General features: G+C 26.7%; 23 protein-coding genes. 8 read left to right on the top strand and 15 right to left on the bottom strand.

All coding sequences use genetic code 11. The annotated features are described in order from the left end of the window. Positions 1–96: 96 nt before the first annotated feature. Both CRV01_RS02760 and gap read right to left on the bottom strand, forming a co-directional pair. On the bottom strand, positions 97–1,293 hold the full coding sequence (locus tag CRV01_RS02760; RefSeq protein ID WP_129006723.1) for a phosphoglycerate kinase: 1,197 nt from the start codon (positions 1,291–1,293) through the stop codon (positions 97–99). An 8-nt stretch (positions 1,294–1,301) separates the two neighbouring features. After that, the gene (gap, locus tag CRV01_RS02755; RefSeq protein WP_129006722.1) at positions 1,302–2,300 is read right to left on the bottom strand and encodes a type I glyceraldehyde-3-phosphate dehydrogenase; all 999 of its coding nucleotides are present in this window, start codon (positions 2,298–2,300) and stop codon (positions 1,302–1,304) included. 90 nt (positions 2,301–2,390) lie between these two features. Between gap and nadD the strand changes: the two genes are divergently transcribed. Then, positions 2,391–2,942 carry a nicotinate (nicotinamide) nucleotide adenylyltransferase gene (gene nadD, locus CRV01_RS02750; RefSeq protein ID WP_129006721.1) on the top strand — a complete coding sequence of 184 codons (552 nt, stop codon included), beginning with the start codon at positions 2,391–2,393 and terminating at the stop codon, positions 2,940–2,942. Then, positions 2,939–3,262, top strand: a complete 324-nt coding sequence (rsfS, locus tag CRV01_RS02745; RefSeq protein ID WP_129006720.1) for a ribosome silencing factor — start codon at positions 2,939–2,941, stop codon at positions 3,260–3,262. Before nadD ends, rsfS begins: the two co-directional genes overlap by 4 nt. Positions 3,263–3,422: 160 nt before the next feature. On the opposite strand, the gene argS is transcribed toward rsfS, so the two are convergent. The 11 genes from argS to CRV01_RS02690 all read right to left on the bottom strand — a co-directional run bounded on the left by argS (position 3,423) and on the right by CRV01_RS02690 (position 13,838). Further along, positions 3,423–5,012 (bottom strand): arginine--tRNA ligase, encoded by a 1,590-nt coding sequence (argS, locus tag CRV01_RS02740; RefSeq protein ID WP_129006719.1) that lies wholly within the window; start codon positions 5,010–5,012, stop codon positions 3,423–3,425. Positions 5,013–5,024: 12 nt separating this feature from the next. Next, positions 5,025–5,261, bottom strand: coding sequence for a twin-arginine translocase TatA/TatE family subunit (gene tatA, locus CRV01_RS02735; RefSeq protein WP_129006718.1), 237 nt, complete (start codon positions 5,259–5,261; stop codon positions 5,025–5,027). A gap of 130 nt (positions 5,262–5,391) precedes the next feature. Beyond that, entirely contained in the window at positions 5,392–7,467 is a 2,076-nt protein-coding gene (locus CRV01_RS02730; RefSeq protein WP_129006717.1) for a TonB-dependent siderophore receptor, read from the bottom strand. 107 nt (positions 7,468–7,574) lie between these two features. Further along, positions 7,575–8,540 carry an AraC family transcriptional regulator gene (locus CRV01_RS02725; protein WP_129006716.1) on the bottom strand — a complete coding sequence of 322 codons (966 nt, stop codon included), beginning with the start codon at positions 8,538–8,540 and terminating at the stop codon, positions 7,575–7,577. Positions 8,541–8,634: 94 nt separating this feature from the next. Next, positions 8,635–9,021, bottom strand: coding sequence for a fluoride efflux transporter CrcB (gene crcB, locus CRV01_RS02720; protein WP_129006747.1), 387 nt, complete (start codon positions 9,019–9,021; stop codon positions 8,635–8,637). Next, positions 9,011–9,700, bottom strand: a complete 690-nt coding sequence (locus tag CRV01_RS02715) for a 1-acyl-sn-glycerol-3-phosphate acyltransferase (RefSeq protein ID WP_129006715.1) — start codon at positions 9,698–9,700, stop codon at positions 9,011–9,013. Before CRV01_RS02715 ends, crcB begins: the two co-directional genes overlap by 11 nt. Beyond that, positions 9,684–10,883 (bottom strand): hypothetical protein, encoded by a 1,200-nt coding sequence (locus tag CRV01_RS02710; RefSeq protein ID WP_129006714.1) that lies wholly within the window; start codon positions 10,881–10,883, stop codon positions 9,684–9,686. Before CRV01_RS02710 ends, CRV01_RS02715 begins: the two co-directional genes overlap by 17 nt. Then, entirely contained in the window at positions 10,883–11,554 is a 672-nt protein-coding gene (gene purQ / locus CRV01_RS02705) for a phosphoribosylformylglycinamidine synthase I (RefSeq protein WP_129006713.1), read from the bottom strand. The genes CRV01_RS02710 and purQ overlap by 1 nt, the downstream gene beginning before the upstream one ends. 4 nt (positions 11,555–11,558) lie before the next feature. Further along, on the bottom strand, positions 11,559–11,804 hold the full coding sequence (gene purS / locus CRV01_RS02700) for a phosphoribosylformylglycinamidine synthase subunit PurS (RefSeq protein ID WP_129006712.1): 246 nt from the start codon (positions 11,802–11,804) through the stop codon (positions 11,559–11,561). A 16-nt stretch (positions 11,805–11,820) separates the two neighbouring features. Then, a complete protein-coding gene (gene purC / locus CRV01_RS02695) occupies positions 11,821–12,534 on the bottom strand; it encodes a phosphoribosylaminoimidazolesuccinocarboxamide synthase (RefSeq protein WP_129006711.1) in 714 nt (237 codons plus the stop codon). 14 nt (positions 12,535–12,548) lie between these two features. Next, positions 12,549–13,838: a S41 family peptidase gene (locus CRV01_RS02690; protein WP_129006710.1), complete on the bottom strand. Its 1,290-nt coding sequence runs from the start codon at positions 13,836–13,838 to the stop codon at positions 12,549–12,551. 112 nt (positions 13,839–13,950) lie between these two features. On the opposite strand from CRV01_RS02690, the gene CRV01_RS02685 reads away from it, so the two are divergent. Genes CRV01_RS02685 through CRV01_RS02675 form a run of 3 tightly spaced genes read left to right on the top strand, consistent with a single transcriptional unit; the run spans position 13,951 to position 16,028 of the window. Continuing rightward, complete coding sequence (locus tag CRV01_RS02685) at positions 13,951–14,532, top strand: tetratricopeptide repeat protein (RefSeq protein ID WP_129006709.1); 582 nt, start codon at positions 13,951–13,953, stop codon at positions 14,530–14,532. A gap of 9 nt (positions 14,533–14,541) precedes the next feature. Then, complete coding sequence (locus CRV01_RS02680) at positions 14,542–15,519, top strand: hypothetical protein (protein ID WP_129006708.1); 978 nt, start codon at positions 14,542–14,544, stop codon at positions 15,517–15,519. Between the two features lie 23 nt (positions 15,520–15,542). After that, the gene (locus CRV01_RS02675) at positions 15,543–16,028 is read left to right on the top strand and encodes a hypothetical protein (RefSeq protein ID WP_129006707.1); all 486 of its coding nucleotides are present in this window, start codon (positions 15,543–15,545) and stop codon (positions 16,026–16,028) included. 9 nt (positions 16,029–16,037) lie between these two features. Here the strand turns inward: CRV01_RS02675 and CRV01_RS02670 are convergent, their stop codons facing one another. Then, a complete protein-coding gene (locus tag CRV01_RS02670) occupies positions 16,038–17,039 on the bottom strand; it encodes a tRNA pseudouridine(13) synthase TruD (protein WP_129006706.1) in 1,002 nt (333 codons plus the stop codon). A 63-nt stretch (positions 17,040–17,102) separates the two neighbouring features. Between CRV01_RS02670 and CRV01_RS02665 the strand changes: the two genes are divergently transcribed. From CRV01_RS02665 to CRV01_RS02655, 3 genes are all read left to right on the top strand, one after another. Next, positions 17,103–17,450 (top strand): nucleotide pyrophosphohydrolase, encoded by a 348-nt coding sequence (locus tag CRV01_RS02665; RefSeq protein ID WP_129006705.1) that lies wholly within the window; start codon positions 17,103–17,105, stop codon positions 17,448–17,450. After that, the gene (locus tag CRV01_RS02660) at positions 17,447–17,944 is read left to right on the top strand and encodes a nucleoside 2-deoxyribosyltransferase (protein WP_129006704.1); all 498 of its coding nucleotides are present in this window, start codon (positions 17,447–17,449) and stop codon (positions 17,942–17,944) included. The genes CRV01_RS02665 and CRV01_RS02660 overlap by 4 nt, the downstream gene beginning before the upstream one ends. Positions 17,945–18,021: 77 nt before the next feature. After that, entirely contained in the window at positions 18,022–19,767 is a 1,746-nt protein-coding gene (locus CRV01_RS02655) for a sensor histidine kinase (RefSeq protein ID WP_129006703.1), read from the top strand. A gap of 1 nt (position 19,768) precedes the next feature. Here the strand turns inward: CRV01_RS02655 and CRV01_RS02650 are convergent, their stop codons facing one another. Continuing rightward, a complete protein-coding gene (locus tag CRV01_RS02650) occupies positions 19,769–22,555 on the bottom strand; it encodes a DUF3427 domain-containing protein (RefSeq protein ID WP_258238296.1) in 2,787 nt (928 codons plus the stop codon). Positions 22,556–22,559 lie beyond the last annotated feature (4 nt).

Raw genomic sequence — 22,559 nt, 5'->3', positions numbered from 1 at the left:
TACTTTTTCACAAAGGATATAAAATCCTTTTAAAAGTGGGCTTGTCTTTAGACTCTCTTTGAGAAAATTCTAAAGAGTACAACGAGTTGTACTTGTTTACTCTTCGATTACAAGTGCTTTAACACCTGGTAAAATTTTTCCTTCTATTAACTCTAAAGAAGCTCCTCCACCAGTTGAAATAAATGTCATATCATCTTCATCACCAGTAACTCTTACTAAATCTGCTGTATCTCCACCACCAACTACAGTAGTTGCAAATGACTGTGCAATAGTGTGAGATAATCTAGTACTTCCTTTTGCAAACTTTTCCATTTCATAGACACCCATTGGTCCATTCCATAAAATTGTATTTGCATCAGATAGGGCTAATTTAAACATTTGAGCAGTTGCAGGTCCAATATCTAATCCCATCCAATTTTTAGGGATTTCCTGAATTGTTACATGTTTTGCAATAGCTTCTGAATCAAAAGCTTCTGCTGCAACAATATCAACAGGAAGATAAAGTTTTACTCCAAGTTTTCTAGCTTTTTCCATAATATTTAATGCTTCAGGTATTAAATCTTCTTCAACTAAAGAGTTTCCAATTTCATGTCCTAAAGCTTTTAAGAATGTAAATGCCATTCCCCCACCAATTAAGATTTTATCTACTTTTGGAACTAGGTTATTTAAAGCTTCTAGTTTCCCAGAAACTTTCGAACCTCCAACTACAGATACAAATGGTCTTTTAGGATCATTTACAATATGGTGGAAAAATTTAATCTCTTTTGCTAATAAAAACCCTGCTGCTTTTTCTTTCATATCAAAATATTTTGTAATAGCTTCGACAGAAGCATGAGCTCTATGAGATACTCCAAAGGCATCATTTATATAAACATCCACCATTGAAGCAAGTTTTTTTGCAAACTCTTCATCATTTTTCTTTTCACCTGGGTGATATCTTAAATTTTCTAATAATAAGATTTCACCAGCTTTTAAATTTTTTGCTAACTCAAGAGTATCATCTTCAACTACATTTTTGGCCATTTTTATCTCTTGTTTTAAAAGAGTATGTAGTCTTTTCGCTACTGGCTTTAATGAATATTTTTCGTCATTTTCATCTTTTGGTCTTCCAAAATGAGATGCTAATATAATTGAACAATCCCTATCAATACAATATCTAATAGTATTTAATGCTGATCTAATTCTTCTATCATCTGTGATATTGTTATATTCATCCATTGGAACATTAAAATCACATCTAATAAATACTTTTTTTCCATCTATATCAATATTTCTAATCTCTTGTAGTTTCATCATTTCCCTTATTTATTTGCAACAAAAATTGCCATGTCAACAAGTCTTGACGAGTAACCCCACTCATTGTCATACCAAGTCATAACTTTAATCATATCATCACCAATAACTTGTGTTAAATCACTTGCAATAATTGTTGAATTTGTATTACCAACTAAATCTGAAGATACTAACATTTCGTTATCAACTGCTACAATTCCTGCTAACTCTTTTGCTTTTTCTTCAAATAAAGCATTTACTTCTTCTTTTGTAGTTTTTGCATTAATAACAAAGTTAACATCTACCATAGAAACATTTGGAGTTGGTACTCTTACAGATTGACCATGTAATTTTCCATCTAATTGAGGCATAATTAACTTCATTGCTTTTGCAGCACCTGTAGTTGTTGGGATCATATTTTGTGCCCCTGCTCTTGCTCTTCTTTTATCTTTTTTGTGTTTCACATCTAAGATATTTTGATCATTTGTATATGAGTGAATTGTAGTCATTAAACCTTTTTCAATTCCAAAAGCATCATCAATAATTTTAGCAACAGGACCTAAACAGTTTGTAGTACATGAAGCATTAGAAATAATTGCTTGACCTTCATAATCATTGTTATTAACACCCATTACAAAAGTAGGAGTATTATCTTTTGCAGGAGCAGACATAACAACTTTTTTAGCTCCATTATCAATGTGAACTTGACAAGATTCTTGAGTAAGATATGCACCCGTACACTCTAAAACAACATCTGCACCGCACTCTTTAGTAAAAGTTAATTCTTTTGCATCTCTTGTAGAATAAACTTTTGCATTAATGTTTCCCATTTTTAAGAAACCATTTTCAACTTTCACTTCTCCATCAAAAGTTCCATGTACAGTATCATATTTAGTAATATATTCTAACATCTCTGGTGTAGCAGTATCATTAATTGCTACTAATTCAATATCATTTCTTTGAGCAATAATTCTTGCTACACATCTTCCGATTCTTCCAAAACCATTAATTGCAACTTTAACAGCCATTTTAACCCTTTTACTAATATTAATTTGGTAGATATTTTATCCAAAAGTTGCTATAATAATATTTAATCATAAATCAAAGGAAAAAATTAGGTGCAAATTGCTATTTTTGGGGGTAGTTTTGACCCACCTCATATAGGCCACCAAACCATTATAAAAAAGGCAATCAAAAAACTTGATATTGACCTTTTAATTGTTGTGCCAGCTTTTTTAAATCCTCTTAAAGTAAAATCATTTTTAGATGCAAAAACACGATTTAAACTTTTAAAAAAACTGTTTTCAAAATTTGATAACATAAAGGTATCAAAATATGAAATCAAACAAGAAAGAGCGGTTTATTCGATTGAAACTATTAAATATATAAAAAAGAAGTATAAGCCTTCAAAAATATATTTAATCATAGGTGCAGATAACTATAAGACCTTTCATCTTTGGGATAGCTACAAAGAAATTAAAGAGCTTGTGACATTAGTTGTCGTAACAAGAGATGGCTATAAATATGAAATTAATGATGAAGTTAAAAGGTTAAAAGTAAACATAAAAATAAGTTCTACTGAACTTAGAAACACTTTTAAAATCTCCTATATTCCTAAAAGAATTAGAGGGGAAATAAAAAAAATTTGGAAAAAAAGAGGTAAAGTTTGAATAAAAGAATAGAAACAATCAAAAACGTATTAGTTGACAAAAAAGCAGAAAATGTAGAAATAATTGACCTTACAGGAAAAGATTATATTGTTGATTTTGTTGTAATTGCAACATCATTAAATACAAAACATGCCTTTGCTTTATTAAACCACTTAAAAACAGAATTAAAACCACTTGGTGAAGAGTTTTTAAGAGTTGATGAAAATGATGATTGGACAATCTGTGATCTAGGAGATATGTTTATAAATCTTATGAGTGAAAAAGCTAGAGAAAAGTACTCTTTAGAAGAGTTCTTAGCTGAAATAAAAGCTAGTAAATAAAAAAAGGGAAGATTATTTAATATCTTCCCTTTTTTAGAATCAACCCCTACCTGTTAAAAGTTTATTATAATTTGATGTTGCATCCCTTGCTCCACCCATGTTATCAGTAAGTATCGCAACACCAACAATTATAACAAATATAATAATAAACCATTTCATTTTACATTGTCTCCTTAGGCCTTATTCCTAATAAATTTAATGTTGTTTTAATAGTAAGAGAACACAGACTTAATACTTTTAAGATTTCATCTTCTCTTTCATTACCTACTATTTTATGATCATTATAAAATCTATGAACTGATGAAGCTAAAGAGTATAGATAATCAGTTACTTTTTGCATATCTCTTTTTGCAAAAGCTTCACTTAAAACTGTTGGTAACAGTAAAGACTCATAAACTAAGTTTAATGAATCTGCATTTAAATCTTCATAAGAGATATTTGACACATCTTCAAAACTTTTATTAGCTTTTTTGAAAACTTGATTAATTCTTGCATATGCATAATTAATATAAAATATAGGATTTGAACTATCTTGATTTTTTAATTTATCTATATCAAAATCTAAATGGGTATCACTTTTTTTAGTTAAGAATACAAATCTTAAAGCATCACTTCCTATTTCTTCTACAATATCAGACATAAGAATAACATTTCCAGCTCTTTTACTCATTTTATAAGGCTCGCCACCTTTTAATAATTGAACCATTTGAGCAAGTAATACTTCTAATTTTTCTGGTTCATATCCTAAAAATTTAATAGCTGCTTTAACCCTTGCAATATAACCATGATGATCAGCACCCCAGATATTGATATATCTGTCATAATTTCTATCATATTTATTTTTATGGTAGATAATATCCCCAGCTAAATATGTAGGAATTCCATTGTCTCTTACTACAACTCTATCAACATCATCCCCTAATTCTGAAGATTTAATCCATAGTTTGTCATCTTTTTCATAAAGTGAACCATTTTTCTCTAATACTTCTTTTGTACTATCCCAAGATGAGTAAAGAGATTTTTCACTAACATAGTTATCAAATACAATACCTAAATCAGCCATATCTTTTTTTATAAGCTCAAGAACTCTTTCTTTTGCAAAAAGTGCTAGTTCCATCTGTCTTGATTCATCATTAAAGATTTCAGTTCCTAATTCTTGCTCTACTTCTTTTGCTATATCAAAAAGATAATCACCTCTATAGTATTTTTCAGGATATTCAACTTCTTTCTTTAAGATACTTTCTTGACCTGCTAAAGCTAAAGAAAGACCTAATAAATCCATTTGAGCACCTGCATCATTTACATAGTACTCAGTAGTAATATCATATCCAAGATGCTTTCCTATTCTTGCTAGAGCATCTCCAGCAATTGCACCTCGTGCATGTCCAATATGAAGTGGTCCAGTAGGATTTGCACTTACATACTCTAAAAGTATTTTTTCATTTTGAGATTCACCTTTAGCAAAATCATCTTTTGAAGTTAATGCTTTATTTGATTCTTCTTCTAAAAAACTTTTTGATAGAGTAAAATTAATAAATCCCTTTACAGATTCTACTTTTTCAAATAGATTTGACTCAGCAAATTTAGCAGCTAACTCTTCTGCAATAATCATTGGAGATTTTCTATACTCTTTTGCTAAAGAGAAAGCTACTGGTGTTGCAAAGTGACCTAGAGATATATCCTTAGGTTTTTCTAGAACAACCTCTTTTTCTAATATACTTTCAATATGATTCTTAACTATATTTTGCAATATTCACTCACACTATACTGTTTTAGTTTCGTCTTTTTTTGACTCAACTTTAGCTTCTTCATCTTTTTTTTCAATTTCTTCTTTTTTATCAGTTGAAGCTACTTCTTCATCATCATCTTTAACTGCTTTTTTGAAATTTTTAATACCGCTACCTAAACCTTTTGCAAGTTCTGGAATTTTCTTTCCACCAAAAAGTAAAAGTACTACTAGAGCGATTAATACCCACTCCATTCCACCTGGCATACCCATTATCAATCCTTAATGTATAATTTTCAGATATTATATCTTTTTGAAGCTTAAAAAAAATGAGTGCTAAAACTTATAAAATAGAGGAAATTATAAAGTTATTTAACCAAATAAATCCTCATATAAAATTTTATTAAAAGCTATAACTAATATTTGCCATAATTGTTCTTGGTGTTCCTACATAAACTCTTGTATCGCTTGTCGAACCTGACGCTGAACCATCTACATATTCCTCATCTGTTAAATTTTGAATACTTAAATTTACTTTCCAGTTAGATTTTTTATAACCCACTGTGGCATTATAAATTATTGACGAATCAAGTTTAATTGTATTTGCATCATCTGCATATCTACTTCCTAAATATCTAGCCCCTCCTCCAACATAAAAATTTGGTAAGTTAAATGAGCTAAGATTATATGTAGTAAAAATATTTGCAGTATGACTTGGAATATTTCTTAGTTCTAAATTATTATTGTCCTTATTTTCTGTTTTTGTATATCCATAAGATGCTACTAAAGACCAGTTATCTGTAATTTGACCAACTAAATCTATTTCAAGCCCTTTACTTGTTTGTTTTCCACTTGCAACATAATCATTTGTATCTATAGTTGAGTCATCACTTAATGCTATATTTACTTTTTCAATACTAAATAAAGCAGCAGTTAAATTAAAGTTATCATTAAATAGTTTTTGTTTTATACCAAGCTCATAACCTTTTCCTTCTTCAGGATCTAAAATATTATTACTTTTATCTAATTTACTATTAGGAGTAAACGATTCTGAATAGTTTGTATAAACTGAGGTTTGAGGAGTAATTTTATAAACTAATCCAAAAGACGGAGTTAAAGCATCACTTTTTTTTCCATTTTGTGGTTTTGATTCACTATATCTTAGTCCTGTATTGAATATCAAGTTATCTGTTAAGTCTATATTATCTTGTAAAAACATTCCCCAAGATTTAACATATGTTTTATCACTTGACATATCTCTAACAGAACTAAATTCATCAATTGATTTTATTTTATCTTCATAAGTAGGATTTGCTAAATTTATATTAGATAGTGAAGATAAAGCAATACGTGAAGTTCCTTTAGAATATGCTTTATTATAATCAGCCCCTAAACTAAGATTATTTTTTTTACCAAAAATAGTAAACTCTTTATTTAAACTATATTGTAAAGCATGCTCTTCAAACTCACCTCTTTGATCAGCAGAAAATCTTGTCACTTCATTTGTCGCTTCATTATAAAATAAAGGCAAATATACATCCCCATAATCTCTTACAAAATTAGTATACCTATATCTTAAATTTGAGTTCCATAAATTGAAACTACTATCAAGGTCAAAACCTAAAACCTTTTGTGTTTTTTCATACTCTTCATCTGGATGAGAAGTAACATGTTCAAGGGAAGCTACAAATTCTCCTTTACTATTTATATTACTACCAAAACCTGTTGGCGTTTTTTCTTTAGTATATTCAGAAACAAATGTGAAGGTATTATTGTCATTTATATCATAACTAATAGAAGGTGCAATAAATATTTTATTTGTATCTGTATTGCTATTTGTCCAACCTTTGTCATGTTCAAAAACAGAAATTAATCTATAATATAAAGACTTGTCTTCATTTATACTTCCACCTATATCTAATTTTGGGCTAAACGATGGATTATCATTTACTGCAAACTCTATTTTGGTAAAGTTTTCTTTAACTGGTTTTTTAGTAACTAAATTTACTAATCCACCTGGGCTTGATTGTCCATATTGTAATGAGTCTGGACCTTTTTGAACTTCAACTGATTGAAGATTAAAAACTTCTGGATGTGCTATTTTATTAGTAAGTATTAAACCATCAATTAAAATAGGAACTCCTGAAAATCCTCTCATTGAGATATTTGTTGATTTTCCATCAGTATCACCTGTGTAAACTGTATTTGATGACATCTTTATTATATCTTCAATATTTTGAATTTGAGCATCTTGAATAAAATCTTCATTAAATACTTGAATTGATTTTGCAGTATCTTCAATATTAATATTTGTTCTATTTAATGAAAGTTTTTCTTTGCTTAAATAATTTGATGATTCATTTCCTATAATTGTAACTGAATCAATTTTTTCTACATCATCAGCAAGTAATGCGGTACTTGTAAATAATAAAGTAGAAATAGTGATAGATAGATGTTTTTGAAAAAGATTCTTTTTCATTTTTACTCCTTGTATTAAACGAGCAAAACAATATCATTTATGATAATAACTATCAATATATAAAGTGTCAAAAAAAGGAAAGTAATTAGTTCAAAAAGAAATTTTATTTATATAAATTGTTTTTTATATTTTGCAGGAGAGATATTAAATTGTTTTTTAAAAATTTTACTAAAATTACTTGTGTGTTTATAACCAACTTTAAAAGCTACTTCTTTTACACAAAAATCTTCTTGTAGCAGTTGTTTAGAGATCTCTAAACGTCTTTTTTGAAGCATTTCATGAATTGTCATTCCAAAATATTCTTTAAAATCTTTTTTTAAATAACATTCATTTATTGCTGATTTATATGCAATTTCTTTTATTGAAAGTTTTTCATCATATTTTTGCATAATCATCTCTTTTGCTCTTTCTAAAGATAAGATTCTATTCTTATTAAAGTTTACTAAAGGAGCATTCAAATTTTTACTAACTTTTTCAATACTATAATGAAGTAACTTTGTTGTTTTAGATTCTAAATATATATTTTTTAAAATATCTTCAAAATAAGTTTTATCTTTAAACTCATTAAATAATTCAAGTTGTAAAGTATCAATTTCTAAACCTTCTAGAATATAATAACTTTGACAAAAGGCTTTATTCATATAATCATGAATATTTTCTATTGAAGATGCAAGTTTTAAAAAAAGTGTGTCTTTAACAGCTAAAAAAATAGTTAAAAAAGGTTCATCTTTTTTTATAGGAATTTCACAATAAAATTTATTTGAAGCAAGTTCTATAAAAAAGTGATTCTTTTTTAAAATATACTCTTTTTTGTCTTTGTAGTTAAAAGTAAGATTATTTTCTAAATTGAAAATAAAACATGCCCCAGGGATATCACTCTCTTCAGTTAATATAATATCTTCATTCAAAGTAAAGTTACGTGCAAAAATAGCTATACCATTTCCAATATCATATTTTATTATAATACCTCGTCCAAACTTTTTTTTAATATTTGATACAGAGATTTTTCTTGAAAAAGGGTGGTTTATTTCTTCATCAAGTTCTATTAAATCTTTTAAATTGATTTTTTTCATAAAAAAAAGTAAATTTCCTTTAATAAGATATTGATAATTATAATCATAATATGCATATAAAATGCTTAATTAATTTTTTAATTTATTGAGAAATTTATTTAATTAGAAAATGTAATAGTTTATAGCCACTTGCTGCGGCTAAAATTGTGCCAAATAGATTTAAGAATATATTTGTAATTCCAAGGAAAAAAGAGCTTTGTAGCAAGAAAAAACTTTCAATTGCAAATGTTGAATAAGTTGTAAGTGCTCCCAAAAAACCTGTAGCTATAAATGATTTAGTGATATCAGAAATCATATTATGAGCAATAACTGCGAAAAGGCATCCTATAATGAAACTACCAATAACATTAACAAGTAATATTCCAACTGGCAAATCTACAGGAAAATGTTTATTAGTTAGATGAACTGTATAAGCCCTTGCAATTGCGCCTAAAAAGCCACCTAATCCTACTGCAAGTAGAGTTTGCCAACTAAGAGTCATTTCTTTTTTTCTCTTTTTCAAACTCTTCGTTCATTTGTTTTTCTAAATCTTCAAACCAAGTAGTTCCCTTTTGAGCTTGAACTGGTTTTAAAAATTTAACTCTTACAACTCCTGGTTTTTGTTTAAGTGATTGAGAATCTAAGATATCTCTTGTGTTCAAGATAATTGCTGGTTGAACTCTCAAATTTAATTTATTTGCAAGTATTTGGGCTCCAGCTTTAAATTTAAGCATTTGTTTTCCATCACTTCTAGTTCCCTCAGGAAACATAGCAATAGGACGCCCTTTTGAAAGTCTATCTTTTGCTTCTTTTAAAAGGTGGATTATTCCTGCTTTATTCTCTCTATCAATAGAGATCATTCTTGGAGCTTTAATTATATGTCCAAAAAAGAATAAATCTGTAATCTCTTTTTTAGCTACCCAAGCTAAATTTCTACTATGAATATGCTCCATTATGATAATATCTAATAGACTTTGATGATTCATAACAACCATATCACATGACTCGTCTAACTCACCTTCTATTTCTAGTTTAATTCCTAAAAGATAAGTTTGAACTTTCATCCAAATTTTAATTATTTCATGGGTTTTGCTTCTAAAAAGATACATTGAGACAACGACAATGGCAACAGTAATAGAAAATTGGATAAGTACAATTATTCCTCTAATTCTTGATAACATCGTCTTCCTTTACCCACCCAATGAATTTGTCTTGACCTCTTTTAAACATGATTTTTACAAAACCATTTTTTCTTTTCATCTCTTCCACTAAAGATTGATCTGTCATTTTTTGGAAAATTGTTGAATTCTTTGTAGGTAAAATATAAATTACACTATTCTCTTTTAATTTTATATTTTTATTTGGCATTGCAAAAAGCATACTTGCAATTGCAAATACTAAAAATAAAATCAAATAAATATATGATCTTTTCCAAATAAATAAAACTAAGAATACTACTGCTATTACTGCAATTGCAACTTTTTTATAAAATTCAAAACTAGAATTATTAGGATTTAAGTCTGTTTGAGTACTAACAAGTTCTTCTTCAAACTTAACAGGTATAGTTATTTTCTCTAATTTTTTTAAATCAGTATTGTAATAGTTAAAAATAATTGATTTCTGATGAATAGGAATAACTACATAATAAATCATATGTTGAGAAGGATAGTTATCTTCAATTAACGTAACACCTTGTTCATCAAAGCCTTTTATATAAAAGTCTTCAAAGTTTGAAAAACTACCTTGCAAATCAATAATAGCTAAGGCTTCTTTATTTGTGTACTGTTTTGCTTTAGTATTTAAAACTTTTAATTCTTTAGCAATTATATTAGAAAATCTATTATCAGCTTTTGCAATTTCTGAAAAAGTTATCTTAGGAGGAAGTAGTTTTCTACTCTCTACTAAAATATTATTATCAAAAAGTTTTACTTCAATTGTTGGTAATAAAAAATTAGAATCATAAGCTTTGAAATAGTATTTATTTATATATACATTTTTAGCATCACCTTCATATTCCCATTGACTTTCAGCATTTAAAGGTAACATATTTATGCCATCTATGAAGTGTGTTTCAATTCTATCATAGTTAGTTCTAGTAATTAAAGCTTTTACATCAACTTCAAATCTTTGATTTTTGTAAATATGATTTGGATAATTTTTATATGATAGGTATAAATTTTTACTAACAACAGAAGGTGAATATTGAACACCTTCTGTTGCTAAGTTTTCTTCTTGAGTGAATTTATTTATAGTATTTATATTTTTATCATTTGAACTATTAAATACAGAACTCTCTTCTTTAACAAAGTCATTTGAGAAAACTAAACTAAATAAAACAAAAACTAATACTACTATTTTTTTCACTATTTTAAGAACCCTTTTAACATTGAAACACCGTCATCGCAACCTAATAAATCTTCCATTGCTCTTTCTGGGTGAGGCATAAGACCAAATACATTTTTTTCTTTGTTACAGATACCTGCAATATTTGCAACAGAACCATTTAAGTTCATAACTTCACCATTTTCATCACAATATTTTAAAAGAATTTGATTATTCGATTCAAGCTCTTTTAATCCTGCTTCATCAATAAAATAATTACCATCGTGGTGAGCAACAGGAATATTCACAACTTCATCTTTTTTTAATAATGAAAGAAAAGTATTATCATTGTTAATAACTTTTAAATTATTGTATTTTGAAATAAAATGTAAAGAATCATTTCTTTTCATAGCACCAGGTAAAAGTCCTGCTTCTAAAAGAATTTGGAAACCATTACAAATACCTAAAACCTTTCCACCATTTGCAGCATAGTCTTGAACTGATTCCATAATATTTGCAAATCTAGCAATTGCACCAGATCTTAAATAATCTCCATAAGAGAATCCACCAGGAATAACTAATAAATCAGTATTTGCTGGAATCTCTTTATCTTTGTGCCAAATAATAGTAACTTCACAACCTAGTTTTTCAAAAGCATATTTTGTGTCATATTCACAATTAGTACCAGGAAATTGTAATACAGATACGTTCATAATATTAACCTATTATTTCGATTTGATAATCTTCAATTACAGTATTAGCAAGAAGTTTTTCACACATTTCTGTAACTTCTTTTCTAGCATCTTCTTCATTTGAAGAGTTTAATTCCATAATAATTTGTTTACCAATTCTTACGTCTTTTACAACTTCTTTAAACCCAAGAGTATCTAAAGCGTGATGAGTCGCTTTACCTTGATCATCAAGTACACCTTGTTTTAATGCTACATTTACGATTGCTTTCATTTAATCTCTTTCCTTATTATTTATTTAAAATTCTATTTAATACGTTTTCATAGGCTACTTTAAGTCCGCCTTTTCCTTTTCTAAATCTATCTTTATCCATAGACTCACCTGACTCTACATCCCAAAATCTACAGTTATCAGGAGATAACTCATCAATTAAAATTATGTTTCCATTAGTGTCATAACCAAACTCTAATTTAAAATCAACTAGCTTTAATCCTTTTTCAAAGAAATAAGGTTTTAAAATATCATTTATTTCTCTTGCTACTCTTCTTAGTTTGTCTAATTCATCTTGGTGATTAACTAAACCTAAAATTAAAGCATGTTGATCATTGATTTTTGGATCACCTAAAGCATCGTTTTTATAATCAAATTCAACTAATGTAAATGGTAAAACTGTTCCATCTTGAATACCTAAGTTTTTTGTTAAAGAACCTGTTGCAATATTTCTAATAATTACCTCAATAGAAATTACTTTACATTTTTTATGAAGCATATTATTATCATCAAGCATTTCAACAAAATGTGTTTGAATCCCATTTTCATTTAATAATTTAAATAATTCTGTAGAGATTTTATTGTTTAAGGCACCTTTTCCCTCTTCTTGAGATTTCAGTTCACCATTAAACGCAGTTAAATCATCTTTAAATTCAGAAATTAAAAGAGTTTCATCTTCTGTTTTCCAAATTCTTTTTGCTTTACCTTCATATAAAAGCTCAGTTTTATTCATTTGTGTTGTTCCTTTTATTTCATTATAATTAAACTTTTTAAAATACCAATAGATGTATTTAATTGATTATCTTTTGATATATCATCTTTTGTTAAAGTTTTTTTATCTTCTTTATTCTCTTTATCTTTTTTTACACCATTGTCTTTATTAAGTTCAACTTCTAAATGTTTTTTTAGATCTGCTTCTTTTAACTTAAATTCTGCATTTTTTTCTGCAACAACTTCACCTTCATGAGAAATCACATCAGGAGTAATCCCAGTTGCTTGAATAGTTCTACCACTTGGTAAATAATATTTTGCAATAGTAATTTTTATATTTTCACTTCTATCTTGTGTTATTGGTAAAATAGCTTGAACAGAACCTTTACCAAAAGTTTTTTCTCCAATGATAACAGCTCTTTTATGGTCTTGTAAAGCACCACTTACAATCTCAGAAGCTGAAGCTGAACCACCATTAACTAAAACTACAACTGGAACATCTGTAATAGTTTCAGCAATAGTTGCATTAAACTTCTCTTCTTCAGCACTATTTCTTCCCTTTTGAGAAACAATAATACCTTCATCAACAAATAAATCAACAACACCAATTGCTTGTGTTAATAAACCACCTGGATTATTTCTTAAGTCTAAGATAATACCTTTAATTTTTGGGTTATCTTTAATAGCTTTTCTTAAATTTGAAGTTACATTTCTATCGAAACTTGAGATTCTTACATATAATAAATCTTCATTATCAATAGTTTTTGAAAACACTGATTGAATTTTAATAATATCTCTTATGATATTAATTTTAATCGGTTTATTTTCACCTTCTCTAACTACAGTTAAATCAATTGCTGTTTTAGGTTTCCCTCTCATTAGAGAAACTGCTTCATCTAGTGTCATATTTAAAGTTGAACTATCATCAATCTTTAAAATAATATCACCTGCTTTTACCCCTGCTGTATATGCTGGAGTATCATCAATTGGAGAAATAACAGTTAAAGCTCCATCTCTCATACCAACAGTAATTCCAAGACCACCAAATTCACCTTGAGTTTGAATACTCATCTCTTTTGATGATTTTCTGTCTAAATAAGTTGAGTGAGCATCTAGTTCTTGCATAAGACCTTTTAATGCTTTGTCAACAATCTCTTGTAATTTGATATCATCTACATAATACTTTTCAACAGTCCCAATAACTTGTGTTAATTTTGATAGAGACTCGAATCTTGTTTGATTGTTCTCTTCTTCTTTTTTTTCATTGGCGAAAATTGATTGAGATAGTAATAAAACAATCGATGAAATTAATATAAACCTATTCATAAATCAACCTTAATTCTTTAATAAGAACACGATTATATAAAAATTTTTATAAAAGTAAGGTTTTATAATTTTTTTTGTATTATTTAAACCTAAATTTAAATGAAGGTTTTAAATGAGTCTTAAAGAAAATGTTGACTATGTAAAAGAAGAATTAAACAGTGAAGAAAAGTTCCTAGAAAGCTTCGTTAGAGTTGAAAGATTTTACAAAAAATATAAGATGATTATAATCTTAGCTTTAATCGTTATAATTGGTATAGTTATTGGTCTTTATACAACTAAAGTTATTCAAGCTTCAAATAAACACGAAGCAAATATTGCATTTAATAAGCTAATGGAAGATCCTGAAAATCAAGAAGCTAAAAATACAATAAAAGAAAATAGCCAAAAACTATATGAAGTAGCACTTTATGCGCAATCATTAAAAAAAAGTGAGTTCAAAGAGACTGAACTAAGATATTTTAAAGAACTTGTTGCTTATCAAAAAGCTTTAGAAAATCAAGACGTTAATAAACTAAATGAAGTTTCAATGGAAAAAGACTTTTTATTAAAAGAGTTTGCAATTTTCAATAAAGCATTAATTCAAGCAAAAGAAGGAAAGTACGAAGATGCAAAAGCAACTTTAAAACTTATCCCAGCTGATTCTCAAGTTAATAACTTAGTTGCAGCATTAAAACACTATTTAGTTACAAAATAAGGAATATAAATGAAACACTTAATTTTATTTGCAAGTTTACTTTTTGTATTTGCAGGATGTTCTTCAAAAGAGTATTTTGAACCAGAAAATACTGCAGGAGACTATGAACTAACTAAGTCTAAAGCTTTAAGTGGAAGTATCTCATACTTTAACAAAGATGGAGCAACTTTAGATAGCCAAGATATTATTACTAAAAGAGGTGTTTCAAAATTTAAAATACCTGAAGGATATAAATTCTTAAATATTATAGATGATACTGTAATTGCTTCAAATTATAAAGATAAAGTATTAGTAGGTGATAAAGAAGTTAAAGTTGATGCAGTTGTTGTTGCAGCATCATTAAATAATAATAAACTTGCATTATTATTCTCTGATAACTCAATCATGCTGTATGATATGAATACAGAAAAAACATTATTAAAAGAGTATTACACTCACTCTTTTGTAAATGATACTAGAATTGCAAATCCATACTTTATGAGTAATATTATTCTTTTCCCAACTTTAGATGGAAAAATTATTGTTGTATCTGATTCTACAAATAAAATTGTAAGAAATATTGTTGTTGATGCAAATGGACAATTTAATAATATTATTTTCTTAGATGTTGTTGATGACACATTAGTAGCTGCAACTGCAAATAAAGTAATCTCTGTAGGTCAAGGAATTGTAAATTTAAAAGATTACAATGTTAGAGATATTATTACAAAAGATAAAAACATCTACATTGCAACAATTGATGGTCAAATTATTAAAACAGATATCTCTTTAAATATTGTAGATAGAAGAAAATATAAATTTGCAAAAATCTATTCTTTAGCATATGGTGAATCTTTATATGCATTAGAATCACAAGGTTATTTAATTAAAGTTTCTAAAGACTTTAAGACAGATGCAATCTATGAATTAGATTTTGACAACGAGAAAAAAGTTATTGCTTTAGGTGACACAATTTATTATAATGATGAGTTTATCAAACTAAAATAATTTTTATCAAATAAGAGAGTTAGATGTCAACGGTTATACTTTTTATTTCATATATTCTTATATCAATGATTTTTACATGGAAATATGTAGATTTTATAAAAGAGAAACAGTGGGATATAAAAAGTGCTAGAATTTTATTAGCAATTTTTATTGCAATTATTGGATTACTTTTACTTTCTGTTCGTGTTGCTTTTTTAGGTGGAATAGAAGATGGAGAGAAAAATGTAATTAACTTAACTCTTATCTTAGGAGCAACAATAATTTTAATTATTGTTCTTCTTTCTTTAATAGTCATGCATCTTGTTAGAAAAATGAAATATGTAGAAGTTACTTTCAAAATATCTGAAAAAGATTCAGAAAGAGGCTCTTTATCAGAAAAAGAGATGACTTGCCTTGTAGATAGAAAGCAAGTGCTTAATGTACAAAAAATAATTTCTCAACCACAAAATACTGCCATTTCAGAAGAGAATTCTTCAGAAGAAGAGTTTGAAATAATCGAAAAAAAATAGCAAAAGATTCTAAGCTTTTAGATTTCTATTTGCTATATTCTCAATTAAAACTGTCGCATAAGATCCTTTAGGCAGTGTAAATTTTAAAGTACATTTTGATGTTTGCTTATTATATTTTATATCTACATCTTTTGGATATACAATAGCGTCTCTTCTATAACCTTTTTCTTGAATATAAGTATCATCAAACTTCTCTTCTATTTTTCTTGCTTTATTTGTACTTCTAAAAGCATATCTTCCAGGTAGTAGCCCAGTAGGAACTATTTTTTTATTTTCAAAGTCTTGTAAAATAACATCATTTAGCTTTTTAGGTGTAAAAAATTTATCATTTTTGTATTCCCTAAAAACATCTCCATCTAAAATACTGAACTCATTTTCACTTCTATTAAGTCTTTGAACTAACCATTTATTGAAAAAGTCACTTTGATATGCAGATACAAGCATTTTTGCTAGTTTTCTATCTTTTATAAGTAAATCTCCGTATATATATCTTCTTGCTTTATCTAGATTCTCTTTTGCTTCATGTCCAAATCTTTGAAAACCGAAATAGTTTGGCATTCCAATTTTTGAAATCTCTTTTAATAACTTTTCTATCTTATAAACATCTTCTTCTTTTACATCATGAAGTTTTATTTCAAAACTATTCCCTTGTAAATCACCAATATTTAACTTGGTACTATGTAAAAAAGTCTCTTTGATTTCAATTTTTGGATGCCTAAATTTTTTTAAGTCTTTTGCATATTTTCTTGGAATAGATATATACTGTGTTGTTGTAGCATTCTTATCTTTTAAGCCTGCATATCCCAACTCATTTTCATATATATTTAATCCTTTAGATAAGCTCTCTAATAAATCCCAAGTTCCTAGACTTTTTTTCTTTATCTTTGCAATAATAAAGTTTCCTTTATTTGTAAACTTTATTGGATTTTCAACTACTATAAAATCCTCTGGATTTTGATAAAACTTAAACTGTATTGGCTTATGCTTTTGTATAAATTCTCTATGTATCATTTATTTTTCTTTTTTAAATTTTTGGTATTATATAATAATGTTATTGTTTAAAAGGTTTAACGTATGAATATGGAAAAAATTGAAACTATTATAAAAGAGTTTTCCACAAAAAGAGATTGGGAAAAATTTCATAATCCTAAAAACCTATCTATGGCTTTAAGTGTAGAGGCTTCTGAATTAGTTGAGATTTTTCAATGGTTAGATTTAGAACAATCTCAAAATTTATCAAGTGATAAAAAAGAGCATGCTAAAGAAGAAATTGCAGATATTGCTGTTTATTTAATAAGAATATGTATGAAACTAGATATTAATTTAGAAGAAGCAATTATTGAGAAAATGAAAAAAAATGAAAAAAAATATCCTTTATTTGATAAAGATGGAAATAAAATAGAGTATGGGAAAAAAAAATGAGAAAGATATATATTGCAGGTCCTGATGTATTCGAACAAGATTCAAGAGATATTGGCAAAAGATATGTTAACCTTTGTAAAGAATATGGCTATGAAGGTCTATATCCTTTAGATAATATTGTAGATTTTAACCAAGAAAAAAATAAGATTGCAAAAGATATATATATAGCAAATAAAAATTTAATTGATACATGTGATATAGTAATTGCAAATTTAAACTCTTTTAGGGGCAAAGAGAGTGATAGTGGAACTGTTTGGGAGTGTGGATATGCAACTGCTAAGGGAAAAAAAGTTTATGGATATTTAGATAGAAAAACAAGCTATCAAGAACAGTTTTCTAGTGAAGAGAAGATGTCAAGTAAAGATGGTTATATAGACTTACATGGAAGAATAATAGAAGATTTTGATTATCCTGTAAATCTTATGATTGCTTGTTCTGTTGAAAAGATAATTTCAGGTAATTTCGAAGATGTATTAAAATTCTTAGAAAATTAAATATTAAAAGAGTATAATCATTAAAATTATAAAAAGGAAAAATAATACAAACAAATTCAAAACAAAAAATTAAAAACTTGAGAATTCTTTTTACTATTATATTTGTTTTTCTAACACTGCTTAGTCTAATAATCTTTGATTATATTTCTACAAAAACAAAAGAGTACCACTTAAATCAAAAAACAATGACTTACGAAAGAGCATATAACACAATTTATGACCAATATAAAGATTTATCATATGTTATTTACACGGGACTTCTAAAACTTACTAATATCCAAAATGAATTTAAATATATGAAAAATAAAACTTATAAAGAAAAAGTACAAATAAAAAAAGAGTTATACCTTCAAGTAATAAATAGATTCAATACTTTAAGAAATAAGAAATTAATAAATATTACTTTTATTTTACCTAATAGTGAAATATTTTTAGATATGAAGCAACCTTTTAAAAAAACAATGAATGAAAATAAAAGAGCTTTTAACTTTGTAAAAAACAATAAAGAGAATATGGATAGTTTTGAAGTTAAAGATGAAGATACAGGATTTAATTTTTTATATTCAATTAAATCAGAAAATGATGTTGTAGGTTTTCTAAATATTACATTTAGCGAACAAGCTATAACATCTTCTTTAATGGAACAATATTATGTTCTTACAAACTTTATTATAAAAAATGATAATTTTTCAAAAAAATATTTAGAAAATACAGAACAGTACAAAGATGCACATTTTAAAGGTTTTTCTCACAATACAAATATTCTAGCAGAGTTAAAAGAAGTATCAAGAAAAGATATTATGAGTTTAAAACCTGAAAAGAAAATTTCAAAACAAATATATAATGATGCTATGAAAAATGAAGCCAACTCAATTTTTATCAATAATGATAATATTATTGTAACTACAATTCCTGTTATGAATAAACTTACAAATAGACAAGAAGCCTTTTTAGCAGTCTTAAGTAAAGAAAATGGACTTAGTAATTTAGAAAAGACATATAGGCTTATTCTTCTATTATTTATTTTTTTATATTTATCAATTTTGTTAGCTTTATACTTCTTAATATCAAGAAGTATTGCAGAAAAGAATAGTTTAAATAAAATTATAAAAAAAGATAAACAACTATTAGAACAAATGAAACTTGCTCAAATGGGTGAGATGATAGGAAACATTGCCCATCAATGGAGACAACCTTTATCTACTATTAGTACTGCTGCAAGTGGTTTAAAGATGAAACATGAATTTGGTATGTTAGAAGAAAATGATATTCCAGAATTTACAGATACAATAGTTACAAATACAAAATACCTTTCTGAAACAATTGATACTTTTAGAGACTTTATAAAAGAAGAGAAAGAGACAAAAGAGATTGTTATTCAAGAAAGAATAGATGAAACACTTAAAATTGTAAGGGCAAGTTTAGAAAATAGCTATATTAAACTTATTAATAATATAGATTATGAAAAACCTTTAAAAGTTGAAATTGTTGCGGAAGAATTAGCTCAAGTATTAATTAATATTTTAAATAATGCTAAAGATGTAATAATACAAAGAAAAATAGAAGAAGGAACTATAACAATAGATTTAATACAAGGTAATAAAAACTTTAAAATTACTGTGGAAGACAATGCAAAAGGAATTGAAGAAGATGTCTTACCAAAAATCTTTGATCCATACTTTACTACAAAACATCAATTCCATGGAACTGGTTTAGGTTTATATATGAGTAAACTTATTGTAGAAAAACATCTTTTTGGACGTCTTGAAGCAGAAAATACTAACGAAGGAGCTAAGTTTATAATAACGATTCCCCTAAGTTAGACTAGTATTCAACTACCTTTGTAAACTCTTCATACAAATTATTTGTAAGAGGAGTTTCTAATTTTAATTCTAAATCTATTGGCTTATTATTTTTATAAGAATATGTATTTGCCAATCCTAAATAAATAAAGCCTTGTACTTTTCTATCAACATGGGAAAATTTTCTTACAAAAACATGAAGTCTTACCCCATGTTTAATATTTTCTATAAGTCTTTTACCATCACCTTTATCACTGCTCATTGAAGGTTTACTTGAATAAGTAAGAAGCTCTTTAGAAAGAAAAGTATTTTTATATTTTGCACCTTTTGTAAACTTATCTTTTTCTATAGTTATAAAAAGGAAAAAATCATCTTTATATTTTAAAAAACCACTTCCTCTAAATGAACTATGTATTTTATTAAAATTACAAAGTTGTGCAATATTTAACATATTATATTTTTCATAAAGTTTTAAAAATGGTAAGCCATAATTTTTTATTCCAAAATCTTTTTCATACTTAATCAAAGCATAATTTAAAGAGTCTAATAAAAGGCTTCTTTTAAACTTATCCTTAAGTAATGAACTAAATTCATCTGTTTTTAAAAGTTTATCTCTTTTTAAAACTACTAACTTTAAATATCTTTGCTTTTGTGCAGGATCAAAAAATTGTTGATCTAAAAATCTAAAACTATGAATTACAGTCTCTTCACAAACATCTTCCAAATATTTCTTTAAATATTCAACTGCTTGGTTTATTGAAACTTCTTCATTAGAAATTAAATACTTTAAAATAGCAAATTCATATACTCTTTTTATTGGCATTAAACCTTGAATAAATCTAATAGTTTTTACAAACTTTTCATCCTCACAAGCTTTTTTATAAGTACTGTTTTTTTCAACTTTACAAATAAACTCTTCATATGACTTTGAATAAGAAATAAAATCAAGTACATTTATATATTCATCATAATGTATATAATCACTAAGTTTAGGAATAGTTTTTAGATTTAAAGAAGCTTTAAATTCAAAGTATTGCTCTTTTAGATATTTTAAACTATTAAAATTTGCACTATCAATTTGTTCTAAAACTCTTTTTTTAGAGATTTCATCCATAATTATGTGGGCATTAGGGAAGTTTGAAAAATTATTATTTAGGGATAATTTTATACTATCTTTGTCAAATCTTTTTTTACCAACTAAAGCTAAAGCTATAAGGTAAGTTCTATTATGATTCCCAATAAAATCAAGTACTGTTAGAAACTGTTTATCACTATTTTTTCTTAAACCTCTTCCTAATTGTTGTACAAAAACAATGGAAGAGTTTGTAGGTCTTAACATTAAAACAGTATTTACATTTGGTATATCAATACCTTCATTAAATATATCTACAGTAAAAATAACTTCAAGCTCATTTGTACTACTTTGTAATTTCTTAATAGAATTTTCTCTTTTTATACTAGAGTCTTCACTTGTTAAAGCTATTGATTTTATTCCTTTTTTATTAAACTCATCACTCATAAAGTTTGCATGCTCTTTTGAAGCACAAAAACCTAAAACTCTTCTTTTATTGCCACTAAAACCATAGAAGTTCATCTTTTCAATAATAAAATCTACTCTTTTATTTATCATCAAAAATTTTGAAAGCTTTTTAATATTTGTTAAATCAATATTCTCATAATCAAGCTCTTTTATATCTTCAATTCCAAAATAGTGAAAAGAACTTACTAAACATTTTTCTAAAGCTTCATTCAAAGTTACTTCACAAGCTAAATTATCATCAAAGAAATCAAAGATAGAAACCTCATCCATTCTATTTGCAGTTGCAGTAAGCCCTAATAAAAACTTTGGTTTAAAATAAGTTTTTATACACTCATAACTTTTACTTGCTATGTGATGAGCTTCATCAACTACTATATAATCAAACTCATGGGCTTCAAACTTTTTATAATGATTACTTAAAGTTTGAATAGTAGCAAATATGAAATCACGATTTATATCTTTTTTATTTCCCGTGAAAAAGCCCATAGTTTTATCTTTTATTACAGCTTCAAAACTCTTTCTGGCACTTATTAAAATATCTTCTCTATGTACTATAAATAAAACTTTTTTTGCAGCAAACTGTTTTATATCAAAAACACTAAGAAAAGTTTTTCCTATTCCTGTTGAAGCTATTGCAAGGGCTTTATTTTCTCCATTATTTCTTAAAAAGTCTAATCTAAGTAAAGCCTCTTGTTGCATAAGGTTTAACTTAAACTCTTTTTTTGAAAAGCTTTGTATTTTTTCTTGCTTATTTTTAAAACTTTTGTACTCTTCTAAAAACTCTTTATCAACAAAAATTGAACTATCCCAAAGTTTATAAAAATCAGAAAATAGCTCTTTTATAAACACATCATCTTTTTTTAAAACTGTTTTTATATTCCATTCTATATTTGATTTAAAAGCACTAGCTGTTAAATTTGAAGAACCTATTAAAACTTTATACTCTTCATCAAACTCAAAAATATATGCTTTAGGGTGAAACCCTATTTGATTATTTGCACTGTCAAATATTTTAAGTTCAATATTTTCAAACTCTTTTATTTTTTCTAAGGCTTTTTCATCTGTAAAATTAAGATATGTGGAACTTAAAATTTTGCCTTCAACTTTTTCTTGTTGACATCTTTTTAAATTATTAAGTATTAATTGAAGTCCAGAATAGTTTATAAATGCAACATTAAAATAAAAAGATTTACATGTATCTAACAAAGAAATGAATTGATTATAAAAATTATTATCTTGGGAATTAGTTATTAGTTTCAAATTTTTCAAAAAA

The organism is Arcobacter sp. CECT 8983 (assembly GCF_004118855.1).
GTDB lineage: Bacteria > Campylobacterota > Campylobacteria > Campylobacterales > Arcobacteraceae > Halarcobacter.
This window is presented reverse-complemented; position numbering and strand designations above follow the sequence as displayed.

Coding starts and splice junctions, on each gene's coding strand:
- CRV01_RS02670 (WP_129006706.1), bottom strand. CDS start 17,039: ATGATACATAGAGAATTTATACAAAAGCATAAGCCAATACAGTTTAAG.
- CRV01_RS02690 (WP_129006710.1), bottom strand. CDS start 13,838: ATGAATAGGTTTATATTAATTTCATCGATTGTTTTATTACTATCTCAA.
- purS (WP_129006712.1), bottom strand. CDS start 11,804: ATGAAAGCAATCGTAAATGTAGCATTAAAACAAGGTGTACTTGATGAT.
- CRV01_RS02665 (WP_129006705.1), top strand. CDS start 17,103: ATGAATATGGAAAAAATTGAAACTATTATAAAAGAGTTTTCCACAAAA.
- tatA (WP_129006718.1), bottom strand. CDS start 5,261: ATGGGTATGCCAGGTGGAATGGAGTGGGTATTAATCGCTCTAGTAGTA.
- CRV01_RS02660 (WP_129006704.1), top strand. CDS start 17,447: ATGAGAAAGATATATATTGCAGGTCCTGATGTATTCGAACAAGATTCA.
- CRV01_RS02685 (WP_129006709.1), top strand. CDS start 13,951: ATGAGTCTTAAAGAAAATGTTGACTATGTAAAAGAAGAATTAAACAGT.
- CRV01_RS02725 (WP_129006716.1), bottom strand. CDS start 8,540: ATGAAAAAAATCAATTTAAAAGATTTAATAGAACTTGATGAAGAAATA.
- CRV01_RS02675 (WP_129006707.1), top strand. CDS start 15,543: ATGTCAACGGTTATACTTTTTATTTCATATATTCTTATATCAATGATT.
- gap (WP_129006722.1), bottom strand. CDS start 2,300: ATGGCTGTTAAAGTTGCAATTAATGGTTTTGGAAGAATCGGAAGATGT.
- CRV01_RS02715 (WP_129006715.1), bottom strand. CDS start 9,700: ATGTTATCAAGAATTAGAGGAATAATTGTACTTATCCAATTTTCTATT.
- CRV01_RS02680 (WP_129006708.1), top strand. CDS start 14,542: ATGAAACACTTAATTTTATTTGCAAGTTTACTTTTTGTATTTGCAGGA.
- crcB (WP_129006747.1), bottom strand. CDS start 9,021: ATGACTCTTAGTTGGCAAACTCTACTTGCAGTAGGATTAGGTGGCTTT.
- purC (WP_129006711.1), bottom strand. CDS start 12,534: ATGAATAAAACTGAGCTTTTATATGAAGGTAAAGCAAAAAGAATTTGG.
- CRV01_RS02760 (WP_129006723.1), bottom strand. CDS start 1,293: ATGAAACTACAAGAGATTAGAAATATTGATATAGATGGAAAAAAAGTA.
- CRV01_RS02730 (WP_129006717.1), bottom strand. CDS start 7,467: ATGAAAAAGAATCTTTTTCAAAAACATCTATCTATCACTATTTCTACT.
- purQ (WP_129006713.1), bottom strand. CDS start 11,554: ATGAACGTATCTGTATTACAATTTCCTGGTACTAATTGTGAATATGAC.